Origin of the sequence: Buttiauxella sp. BIGb0471 (genome assembly GCF_024807715.1) — a bacterium.
Lineage (GTDB): Bacteria > Pseudomonadota > Gammaproteobacteria > Enterobacterales > Enterobacteriaceae > Buttiauxella > Buttiauxella agrestis.
This window is the reverse complement of record NZ_JANUEU010000001.1, coordinates 299553-311916: the sequence shown is the minus strand read 5'-3', so window position 1 is coordinate 311916 and position 12364 is coordinate 299553. Positions and strand designations below refer to the sequence as shown.

6 protein-coding genes are annotated in these 12364 nt (G+C 49.2%); 3 read left to right on the top strand and 3 right to left on the bottom strand.

The annotated features are described in order from the left end of the window. Positions 1–10: 10 nt before the first annotated feature. The 3 genes from cydA to mngA form a co-directional block, all read right to left on the bottom strand. The gene (cydA, locus tag M2371_RS01430; RefSeq protein WP_259266697.1) at positions 11–1579 is read right to left on the bottom strand and encodes a cytochrome ubiquinol oxidase subunit I; all 1569 of its coding nucleotides are present in this window, start codon (positions 1577–1579) and stop codon (positions 11–13) included. 712 nt (positions 1580–2291) lie between these two features. Continuing rightward, positions 2292–4934 carry a mannosylglycerate hydrolase gene (gene mngB, locus M2371_RS01425; RefSeq protein WP_259266696.1) on the bottom strand — a complete coding sequence of 881 codons (2643 nt, stop codon included), beginning with the start codon at positions 4932–4934 and terminating at the stop codon, positions 2292–2294. Between the two features lie 25 nt (positions 4935–4959). Then, entirely contained in the window at positions 4960–6879 is a 1920-nt protein-coding gene (gene mngA, locus M2371_RS01420; protein WP_259267248.1) for a PTS 2-O-a-mannosyl-D-glycerate transporter subunit IIABC, read from the bottom strand. A 184-nt stretch (positions 6880–7063) separates the two neighbouring features. On the opposite strand from mngA, the gene M2371_RS01415 reads away from it, so the two are divergent. The 3 genes from M2371_RS01415 (at position 7064) to M2371_RS01405 (ending at position 12350) form a co-directional block, all read left to right on the top strand. After that, positions 7064–7780 (top strand): GntR family transcriptional regulator, encoded by a 717-nt coding sequence (locus tag M2371_RS01415; protein WP_259266695.1) that lies wholly within the window; start codon positions 7064–7066, stop codon positions 7778–7780. 273 nt (positions 7781–8053) lie between these two features. Next, the gene (tssI, locus tag M2371_RS01410) at positions 8054–10258 is read left to right on the top strand and encodes a type VI secretion system tip protein TssI/VgrG (RefSeq protein WP_259266694.1); all 2205 of its coding nucleotides are present in this window, start codon (positions 8054–8056) and stop codon (positions 10256–10258) included. Positions 10259–10301: 43 nt separating this feature from the next. Beyond that, positions 10302–12350: a M23 family metallopeptidase gene (locus tag M2371_RS01405; protein ID WP_259266693.1), complete on the top strand. Its 2049-nt coding sequence runs from the start codon at positions 10302–10304 to the stop codon at positions 12348–12350. Positions 12351–12364 lie beyond the last annotated feature (14 nt).

The window sequence follows — 12364 nt, the reverse complement described above, 5'->3', positions numbered from 1 at the left end:
GACTCCTGTCTTAGCGTGCCGGCTGAGAAGCCACATTGGACTGCTCAAAGTGATAGCGGCCTGTTTTCAGACTGCTCGGCCCAAGGCGAGCAAATTTGAACATCAGGAACAATTCCGCCACCATAAACAGCGTGTAAAGGCCGCAAATCAGTACCATGGAGAAGATCAGATCGCCCACGGTCAGCGAGGAGTTAGCAACCGCGGTTGGCAATACCTCACCCACAGCCCATGGTTGACGACCGTATTCAGCAACAAACCAGCCAGATTCAATCGCAATCCATGGCAGCGGGATGCCATAGAGCGCCGCACGCAACAGCCATTTTTTCGAGCCGATTGCATTACGTGTTACGGTCCAGAACGAAGCCGCGATGATAAACAGCATCAGGAAGCCACAACCGACCATGATACGGAACGCAAAGTACAGCGGAGCAACGCGTGGGATAGAGTCTTTAGTTGCCTTCTGAATTTGCTCTTCCGTCGCGTCGGCGACGTTCGGCGTATAGCGTTTCAGCAACAGACCGTAACCCAGGTCTTTCTTAACAGATTCAAAGTTATCGCGAACCGCCTGATCTTTCGAACCTGCACGTAACTGTTCCAGCAGGCTATAAGCCTTCATGCCGTTACGAATACGTTCTTCGTGCTGCACCATCAGGTCTTTCAGACCAATAACTTGCTTATCCACAGAGCGGGTGGCGATGATGCCAAGCGCATATGGAATTTGAATCGCATAGCTATTTTCTTGCTTATCCTGGTCAGGAATACCAAACAGCGTAAAGGCGGCAGGAGCAGGTTGTGTTTCCCACTCAGCTTCAATGGCAGCCAGTTTGGTTTTCTGCACGTCACCCATTTCGTAACCGGATTCATCACCCAGCACGATGACAGACAGGATAGCCGCCATACCAAAGCTTGCAGCGACGGCAAATGAACGTTTAGCAAATGCAACGTCACGGCCTTTAAGCAGGTAGTAGGAGCTAACACCTAAGATGAACATCGCACCACATACGTAGCCAGAAGCCACTGTGTGAACGAATTTCACCTGTGCAACAGGGTTCAACACCAATTCGGAGAAGCTGACCATCTCCATACGCATGGTTTCGAAGTTGAAGTCGGAGGCAATTGGGTTCTGCATCCAGCCGTTCGCCACCAGAATCCACAGCGCGGAAAGGTTGGAGCCAAGTGCCACCAGCCAGGTTACCGCCATGTGTTGGACTTTGCCAAGGCGATCCCAACCGAAGAAGAACAGACCCACGAATGTGGATTCAAGGAAGAATGCCATCAGGCCTTCGATGGCCAGAGGGGCACCAAAGATATCACCCACGTAATGCGAGTAATAAGACCAGTTTGTGCCGAACTGGAACTCCATGGTTAAACCGGTGGCCACGCCCAAAGCAAAGTTGATACCAAACAACTTGCCCCAGAACTTGGTCATATCTTTATAAATTTGCTTACCTGACAGAACGTACACCGTTTCCATGATGGCCAACAAGAACGCCATACCGAGCGTTAGTGGCACAAAAAGAAAGTGGTACATCGCGGTCAAGGCAAACTGTAAGCGCGACAGTTCGACAATATCAAACATCTTGACTCCTTGCTCTTCGCATGAAGACTCCGACCGTGGTTCACCCGATGGTTCACCACAACGCATGCCCTAATACAAAAACATTGGCTTCCAAACTCCACCCTCTCATTATTTGTATGTAATGAAGAAGATGAAAGGTTACAAACACGTTAATAAAAACCCAAAAATAATCCGCAAATATATTACCCTGCAAATCCCTTACGATAAATAGGTAATTGCTAAGGCTTATTTACGTTTCTAGACAGTGATCAATTTATAGCGAAAATGTCCACTAACCGCCATCTTGATCTGCAACAATTTACGCGCTTTTGCACCCTACTGGCTAGTTTTAGATATTGATCTAGCGCAATTTATTCCCTATTTGTTAATTTAGTTCCTCATAACAATGAATGATGAACTTGTTGTTAATGATATGTTTTGCAAAAGTCATTTTCGTTAATGCATGAATGATATCTATAAACAAAAGTTATTTATTTGAAGCCAGGCCCGGAAATTAAATCCTCCGCATTAATGACGCACCGCATTAATCACCTCACGGTATTTTCTGCGGTTCATTTCTTTTTTTGCTCATAATTAACAAATTATTTACTTTTAATGATAAAGTATTTAACAAGTCATTATTTTTGATATGGTTAGCAAAATGTTGCTGTGGGCTGAAAAACAGAAAGGCCACGTAAAAACGTGGCCAGAGAAAAAGACTGAAACAGTAACGCTATCTGAAACGGTCTATCGCAAGGCTAAATGTCCGCGACTGGCAAGGCTTAACCACAGCAAACTGCCCCACCCTTTCTGATTGTTGTAACAACGGTTTTTCATCCATTCCCGTCTCCTGCCAGCCAGTAATAGGCAGCGTGCTAGTCACCATTCCCTCTCCAGGGTGTTGTTCGTCGGGGTTAAAGATGCGAATAATCACTTCATCACGGTCTTCCGCCTTTTTAAGGGCACTGAGCATACATCCTACCGAAGGCATCGTAAGCAAGCTAAATGTACCCGGCGTTTCAAAATCTGCCCGATTGAGTTTCATCGCATCAAATGGAATTTTGTTGTAGCACTGAACCGGTGTCAGCCATGCGCGGGCATGTTGTGCAATTCCTGCCGCCGTCGGCGAACCGCTAAATGCCATCAGGCTAAAACGACAACTCAACTTTCCGCGTAGTTGAGAATCAGGGGTTGGCAATTTGATGCCGGATGGTCGTCCCGGACGTAACACCAATTCTTCTTTGCCCAAAACACCAATCGAACGGAAAAGCGTCAGCGCAAAAGTGTCTTTTTTCTCACCGATGATTTCAAACTCACGCAACCCGTCGGTAAACAGCGCCAGACCTTGTTTACCATCATGCAATGCGGCGTAATTCAGTAAGTTCCATACCGGAATCGGGGCTTCTTTCCAACCTTCCTCCTGCCAGTTTTCCATCGCCGTATCTTCGACCGGGCGTGTAATGGTCCCAAACTGGTTATCTGCCAACACCGTTGTCGATGCGAATGGCGTCGGTATCAACACCCTCACCCGGTGATCGTTAGCCTGGTTATCGAGTTGTATTTCGATATCAATGCGACGGCTATTGCGCGCAAGCGTGACATGACATTCAGCGTCCAGATAACCACTCGTCTCGCGCACTCCCCGCTGTTGTAAATTCTCAGGTAACGCCATGCGCAGCTTCAATGTCGCCATGCTTTGCCAGGCTTCGTGTTTCACTTCACAAACATGCGCGCTCGAAGTCGAGTAAATCAACCATTCGGCTTTAGCTGGGGAATAATCATATTCATCGCCGTCATCGGAACCGTCTTCCAGTTGCAGAACCTGGTCATAACTCAGGCCAGTGTATTTATCAGTAATACGTAGCGTGCCGTTCTGGTTGAGGGCGATATGATAGAAATTGTTTTCCAACAGAGCTTGCGTCGGCACCGTTACACTACGTTGCACGCCAGGCTTCTTCCCTTCGACATACAGCGTGCAATAACCCATCGCGGGCAGAACCTGACTGAGCTGAATATCGTATTCCATGAACGGGTCATAATTGCCGTAATGCACAATTTGCCGGTCAACCAAACCTGGGTCGATTTCCCGCGCCTCGCGAATGAAATATTCCACTTCGTTACCCTGTCCATCTTTAAGCGTGAACTGGCTGGCGCGGATGCGAATAGTCGTGTTGATTACCTCTTCACGCGGATAGGGCATCATATTGAAAAACGTCAGTTTGTCGGAATCTGTAGCAGGCATATTGTCGACAATTTTACGCATGTAAAAACGAATCAGATTTTCAGCCATATCGTCTGCAAGTACAAAACGGGTCATGATCTCCTGGTGAACTTTGTCGCTACAACAGCAACCGATGCTGTCATGGGCATGGTTTTTCAGGATCTCTTTCCACATTTTTTCCAGCAGACCGTGGTGATATTCAAAACCTAGCGACCACGCGATAGACGCCAGCGGCTCCAGAATATTGACGATTTTGTTTTCAATCTGCGCATGAGCGATTTTAATGTCCATGCGTGTCGAGCTGATGGTGCGGTGCACTCGCATGTACTTGCCGTCGATAAACTCACCTTTTAGCGTGGCAAGCTTCTCGCGCAATGCTTCAATTTTCTCGAATACTTCCTCAAAACGGCTCATCACAAACTCACGCTGAGGGTAAATCTCGCGCAATTTATCAATGACCGTGAAAATATTTTGTTGTAGCGGCATTTGATCATGCCCGTTTGGCAGCAAAATTTCCTGAGTCGCAGAAGCCTTTTCTAACACTTCAAAATAGTTGTCGAGGCGCTTACGCAACCCGGCCTCATCATCAGGCAAATATTTACCAATGGCGTAACCCAACGGCAGCACCTGGGCGACAACTTCACTACCATCGTTGCTGTGCCACAAAAATTCGGTTCTGTCCGTGCCGTGGCGTTCTGAACAACCGCGCCAGAACATTGTGCGCTTGATTCCAAAACCGTTAAATATATGCGGCAATTGTGCAGACATCCCAAACGAGTCCGGCAGATAACCAATTTTCATCGGCTCCCCAAATGCCAGGCAATCCCGCATCCCGTACATCAGGTTGCGCACGATGGACTCGCCGGAAACAATAGTGGTGTCTGTTTGCGTATACCACGGTCCGATGATCAGCTTGCCCGCCTCGACCAACGCTTTCACACGAGATTTATTTTCCGGTTTAATCGCAAAGTAATCTTCCAGTACCGCCGTCTGCCCGTCGAGTACGTAATATTTATATTCAGGATCACACTCAAGGCGAGTCAGTATCTCCTCCATATTATTTATCAAAAGGATACGAGACTCTTCGGTCGTGAAATACCATTCACGGTCCCAATGCATATGGGGAGTTATATGAACACGAGATACAGCTTTCATTCTTGTTTGCCTTACTTCTGAGTGATTACGATAAAACGCTTTCAGTTGAATATTTGCCCTGCTTAACCGCGCGTTTACGCCACAAAATCAGTATCAGGGTTGAAATAATGGTGCCGACCAGCGCTGCACCAAACCACCCAGCCGCCGCAGCCATGCCGCTATGACCGCCAGGATGAAGTAAAAATAAAGAGAAAATACCTGCTCCCGGTGTCGATAAACCGATATTCATTGCGCCCACCATTACCCCCGTAACAACCGATCCCACGAGGAATGAACCAATCACACGAATAGGATCTTCAATCGCCATCGGGATCGCTCCTTCCGTGATCCCGGCAAGACCGAGCAACCAGGTCGATTTACCCGTTTCAATTTCAAAATCTTTGAACAGTTTTGGAGCGATCAATGTGGAAGCCGTAACCGTAAAAGCTGAAACCATTTTGACCGAGGCGAAGATGGCGTATGGGCCATACACACCGTTCGCCATCGCCCCGAGGCAAAATGCGTAAGAGGCTTTATTGACTGGGCCTCCCAGATCAAACGAACACATAAAGCCCAGAATCGCGCCCAGCAACAATGCGTTGCTGCCGGATAAACCATTAAGCCAATGAGTTAAAGAGGTGTTGATCCACGCGACGGGTTCACCAATCACAAACAGCATTAGACTGCCGGCGACAAGCGTGCCAATCACGGGATAAAGGTAGAAAGTAAGAAAACCATTGAAGTTGGGGCTGAGGCGTATGTGCTTTTTCACCCAACGCATTAAATAGCCCGCGATTAAACCGGCCACCACCCCGCCGAGAAAACCCGAGCCAATCATGTTTGCCGCAAGCCCTGCAGCAAAACCAGGACCAAGTGCAGGCTTATCGGCAAGGGAATAAGCCGTATATGCAGCCAGAACCGGCACCATCAGCGTGCCGAGCATTCCACCACCAAGTTTGCGGTACATCCACAACCACGAATTTTCAAGATCGAACAAATGCTGCAAACCAAAAATCTGCGCCAGCAAAACGGCTACAGCTAACACTGTTCCGCCCGCGACAATCAGCGGAACGGCAAAGGAAATTCCGCTCAGTAACGCCTGCTTTAATTCGGTTTTAAAACCTGGTGCAGATTGCGCCGTATCTTGCTGCTCCACGTGTTCATCAGATGACGCTCTCAACGCCAGCGCCTGCTGCAAAATACGCTCGGCATGTTTGATGGGTTCAGCAACCGGTGTCGTAATTGACGGGATGCCTTTGAAGCGCTCGACATCCTTGATAGCGACTTCGGCGGCAAATATACATGCATGCGCCTGATTGATTTGCCGCGCAGTTAAACGCCCCTCAATACCATTCGCCCCTTGCTTTTCGACATAGACATTAATACCTAGTTTGCGCCCGGCTTTTTCCAGATATTCCGCCGCCATATAAGTGTGGGCGATCCCAGCCGGGCATGCCGTGACACAAACGATAGTCGGGCGAGAAGCATCTTCTTCAACCACGACACTTTGTGGCTCGTTGTTTAACAACGCCAGAAACTCGTCGACCGATGTTGCATGCATCACTTTTTCGCGTACTTCTTCATCAACCAGTGCGGTAGTCAGAGAAGTCAAAAGCTGCATATGAGTTGAACCGGCTTCGCCTTCAGGAATGGCCAGCAAGAAGATCATCCGCACCGCTTCCGGCCCGTCTACACCTTCCCACTCAACAGGCGTTTTAAGCGTCGCGGCCGCAAATGCCGCTTCTTTTACCGCATTTGTTTTACCATGCGGCACTGCCAACCCTTCACCGAGAGCAGTTGGCCCCTGCGCTTCACGTGAAAAAACTTCAGCCAGAAATTGTTCCAGACTATGTAGTTTTCCAACCGCAGCCAGTTGCTTCGCCATTGTGTGTATCGCTTCATCACGACTGGCAAACGTCGTTTGCAGTGTGACTAAATCAGGGTGAGTCAACGCCGTCAGGTTCATCATTCCCTCGTAAGGAGTCGGTTCCAGTTGCCGTAAGCTTACACAGCAAAACAATACCTTTATGTGATCAATTTCACTGTAAAGAATATTTGTATTAAATTTGTATTAATACTTATCAGTTAACAGTCGTGATGAATGGCGCTATGATTCGCCATGATTTTTAATGTTCTCAGGGGACTACGTGGTGGCTAAGAAACCGATGTACCGTCAGATTGCCGATGCTATCCGCCAGCAGGTTGAAAACGGTGAACTGAAACCTGGTGATGCGCTGCCGACTGAATCAGCGTTGCAGGCTCTGTTTGCGGTCAGTCGTGTCACCGTACGCCAGGCGCTAAAACAGCTTACCGAGCAGCAAATCATTGAGAGCATTCAGGGCAGCGGTTCATACGTTAAGGAAGAAAAGGTCAATTACGATATTTATCAACTGACCAGCTTCTACGAAAAACTGGCTGACCGAAACGTCGAAACCCACAGCGAAGTGCAAATTTTTGAAGTGACCAAGGCCGATGAGCTTTTGGCCGCCCGTTTACAACTCACCACGGATGACAAAGTCTGGCATGTAAAACGCGTGCGTTTTATCAAGCAAAAGCCCGTCACTCTGGAAGAAACCTGGATGCCGCTCTCACTGTTCCCTGACCTGACCTGGGAAGTGATGGAAAACTCGAAATATCACTTTATTGAGAACGTGAAGAAAATGGTCATCGACCGCAGCGAACAAGAAATCATTCCGGTGATGCCCTCAGAAGAGGTCGTTAAAGCGTTAGGAATTGATGCCAGCAAACCGATTATTGAGAAGGTTTCATGCGGCTATCTTAAGGATGGGCGGGTGTTTGAATTCAGCCGCAATATCTTTAAAAGCGACGATTACAAATTTACGTTGGTGGCGCGGCGTAAGCATTAAATCTGTCATAAATCCCTCCCCTTACTGCGCTCATAGCATCATTGAAGTTACCAACCAGAATGGTGCTATGAACATCAATCTCTAAGATCTAAAGCATTGATCTGTCCGTTTTCTTATTTTCTTAATTGTGATCAACATCACAACCAACCTTCTTGACTCACCTTATCTTCTAAAACCTATAATTTATTGATTTTATTATATTTATCAGAATTATGATTCAGTTCAGACTATGCATTCTGTCAATAACTCCACGAACAGGAAAGGACTTCCCTCATGGCCTCAGACGGCACTCGCTTTACCTTCACCGCCGGGCGTACACCGGCCGACACCTTTGCGGTGGTGAACTTTAAGCTTAAACAGTCCCTCTCCTCCCTGTTCAGCCTGGATATCACAGTGTCCTGTAATGACCCGGCGATTGGCTTTCAAAAAATCCTCGATGAATACGGGGTTCTCACCATCTGGCAGGGCGAAGTGATTAAGCGCCGGGTGCGCGGTATCGTCACCTTCTGCGAGCAGGGCGACAGCGGCAAACACCAGACGCTCTACCGCATGACGGTGCGCCCGGAGTTCTGGCGCAGTTCACAACGGCAGAACTGCCGCAGCTTTCAGAACTACGACATCCAGTATATTTTTGCCAAACTGCTGAAAGAAATGCGTATCCGCACGCATGACGCCCTGTTCCGTCGCCCGCATCCGGCGCGTGAATTCTGCGTCCAGTTTATGGAGTCGGACTATGATTTCATCGCCCGCCTCGCCGCCGAAGAAGGCATTTTTTTCTTCGAGGATGAATATCTCGATGACAGAGACCAGAAGCTGACCTTCACCGATGACCGCAGCAACCTGCGCGGCCTCGGGGCTTTTCCGTATAACCCGAATGCCGCCTCGGAATCCTCGACCTACTGCATCAACACCTTTCGCCGCAGCGCGCAAATCCGCCCGGCGAAAGTCACTACCCAGGATTACACCTTCACTGCCCCCGGCTGGCAGGCACAGTACCAGGAAGAAGGCGCAGACCTGTCGTATCAGCGCCCGGACTACGAAATCTTTGACTATCCGGGGCGTTTTAAGGATGAACAGCACGGGGCTGATTTTGCGAAATATCAGATGGACGGCTGGCGCAATAACGTCGATTTTGCCAGTGGCACCAGTAATTGCCCGCAGTTACAGCCGGGGCGCTGGTTCACCCTCACCGACCATCCGCGTGAAGATTTAAACAGCCCGTGGCAGGTGGTGTCGTGCGAGATGACCGGCAGCCAGCCGCAGGCGCATATCGGCAGTTCAGGCCAGGGCACCACGCTCACCAACAGTTTTCATGTTATCCCGGCCACACAAACCTGGCGCCCGGCGCCGTTGCCGAAACCGCTGGTGGACGGCCCGCAAATCGGGATTGTCACCGGTCCTGCCGGGGAAGAAATCTACTGCGACGAGCACGGGCGCGTGACGGTGAAATTTGCCTGGGACCGCTACAACAAAAGCAACGAAGAAAGCTCGTGCTGGGTACGCGTCTCCCAGGCGTGGGCGGGCACCGGATTCGGCAACATCGCCATCCCCCGCGTCGGCCAGGAAGTGATTGTCGATTTTCTCAACGGCGACCCGGACCAGCCGATTATCACCGGGCGCACCTATCACGCCGCCAACCGTGCACCGGGCGACCTGCCGGGGACTAAAACCCAGATGGCGATACGCTCGCAGACGTATAAGGGTAATGGATACAACGAACTGATGTTTGAGGACCAGACCGGCCAGGAGCTGCTGTCGATGCATGCCCAGAAGGATATGAAGACGGTGGTGCTCAATAACCGCGATACGAATGTGAAAGTCGACCATAGCGAAACCATCGGCAATAACCAGCAGGTCACGGTCGGCCTGGGGCAGACGGTAAAAGTCGGCAAGGAAAATGCCGCCGGACACGACCAGAAAATCACCGTGGCGCACGACCGCAGCATCACCGTACACAATGACCAGACGCTGAAAGTCACCCGCGACCGGACGGTAAACAGCGGCCGCGATGACAACCTGTACGTGGAGCGCGACCGCAAAGTCACGGTAAAAGGCAATCAGGAACACAACACCACAAAAGACCATATCAGCCTGGTGAAGGGCCATCACAGCCTGGAAGTGAAAGGCGACCTGGCACAGAAAGTGGCGGGTGCGCTGGGTGTGGATGCGCAGGGCGATATCGTGTTGCAGAGCAACAGCAAAATCACGCTAAAAATGGGCAGTTCGTTCATCATCATCCACCCCGGCGGCGTGGACATCACCGGGCTGAAAATCAATCTCAACGGCGGGGGAAGTCCGGGAACAGCGGTCAAGACCCTGCAGCCGGCGATACTGAGCCGTCTGAGTGATGAGGGGGGTTCAGGATCTGAGCCGCCGGAAGATGAGGACGGAAGTGGTGGCTCCAGTGGTGGCGATAACTCAGGTGAGCAGGATGAGCCGGAAGATGAAGCCCCACCTGTCAGATTCGTCTTTTCATAACTGAAGTCAACATCATCCATTCTCTATATAAAGGATTATAAAAATGATAATCAGCCCACCGTTACTGGCAGAACGTACTGATACTGAAAACGACGCTGACTGGGTTAACAGAATGATGCCTGCTGACCCGCAGAGAAATTTTCCCGTCAATGAGGGCCAGTCCTGGCATGGCGGTATTCACCTGACCTCCAGCTCATCAGATTCTGTGCGATGCGTTGCCGATGGCAAAATCATTTCCCTTCGCCAGCCCGACCCGACAGCACGCGAGATACAGCCCTTAAATTACAACGGCGCCACAGATAACGGCTACGTACTTCTGAAACATGAAACAGAAATCGGTAGCGGCGAAGCAGGCAAGATTGTCTGGTACTCGCTGTATATACACCTGAACACGATTGACAGCAGTGTAGTACCCGGGGAAACGCTGTATCGCAAAGCACCGATCGGTACGACTGGTCTGGTCGATGGCAAAAAGGCGCTTCATTTTCAGATTTTCTGTGACGATGAAAATATTCAGAAAATCACGGGAAGAACATCGCCTGATACCGACCTGACAAAAAACGGACGGCTTGATGTGGTTTACGGCGATATGCATTTTTATTTGCCTGCCGGAACCAGGTGTTACGAATCCATGCCGGAAACTAACTCACTGGTGAACAACAGCACGGTGCAGACCACCGTAGTACCGTTATATGTCACCATGAGTTTCAATAAAGGCAGTTGTACGATGGTGACTCGCCAACAGGACGCCGCATTACCCGATAATTATTCCGAGGTGGGTGAACCTTTGGTCAATGCGGATGGAGAGGACTATGAATACAATCTCTATTCCAGTGCACTGAGACTTTACCCGGAAAGTCCGAGTGCGGGGTATGAACTGCTGCGTTTTGGACGGATTGTCAATACAGAATACGAAACGCTGACCCCGGCAGATGCGCCGCTGTGGCGGACGGTGAATATTCCTGGAGGGAGAGGTTTTGTTAACCTGGGCGCCAGTGACATCAAAGTCTACAGTGACGGCGACTTTCCCCACTGGATGGGTTGGAAACTGGTGGATGATGATACAGACACTAACAGCCAGTGCAATTCACCGACAATTCTGTGCACCACCCGCAGTGACTTAAGCAGGATGGTTTGTCATTTCCCGCTGGAATGGGACAACGCTACGGTGGACTCCAGGTTTGAATGGCTGAAATCGCCTAACGATGTGATGAGTAAACCGATGGAGGAATGTGACCTGAAATTGCTGACTGAGCACGGGAAAGCGCTTTGCCTGGAAGAAAATCCATTACCTTCCGGACGGGTATGGCATTTTGAGCCGAGAGCTTTTGTTGCTCATTTCAGGAAGTGTGGGTGGTTGGGACTAGAGGATTATATACGAATTGTTCGCCGCAATGAGTCCTCTTCATTACAACCAGAGTTAATGAGGTTAGAACTAACTAATTGGCTTACTACCGAAGGAAGAAAACAATCAGGAGAGATAATCCGCCCTGTAAATGTAAGCGTTAATTTATCAAAAATCCTAACAAAATATCTTATCGTTACACCATTGCGAATGGCTCATTTTATGGGGCAAATGGCAAGAGAGACAGGGCGATTTAAATCTTTTGTTGAGAATGGTGACTTAAATTACTTTAATATGTATGAACCCGGAACAAATCAAGGGATTAAATTAGGTAACACTCAAGTAGGTGATGGTGCAAAATTCAAAGGTCGAGGGACAGTGCACCTAACTGGCAGAGGTAATTATACTAACTATAGTAAATATAGATTTGGCCGTACCTCTAATTATTTTACATTAGAGCCTAACAATATCCTCCCTTCCACTGATTCATATTACTCTTGTGATGCAGGCGCATATTATTGGATTAGCAAGCAGAAGTATTCAGTAATACTTCAACCCATTGGAAAACTGAGTGTGAACTTTTGGGCTGATAAAGGAAGTAGTCAAAGCGATGCATCGGAAGTTACAGGAAGGATAAATCCTGGTCGAGATGGATTTATAACGGTTCGGTGGCCTGCTTTTGTTCATGCATGGTATGCATTAAACGATGACATTATCCTCCCGAGTGATTTCCGCCCTATTAAATAAAAACATCGAGGATT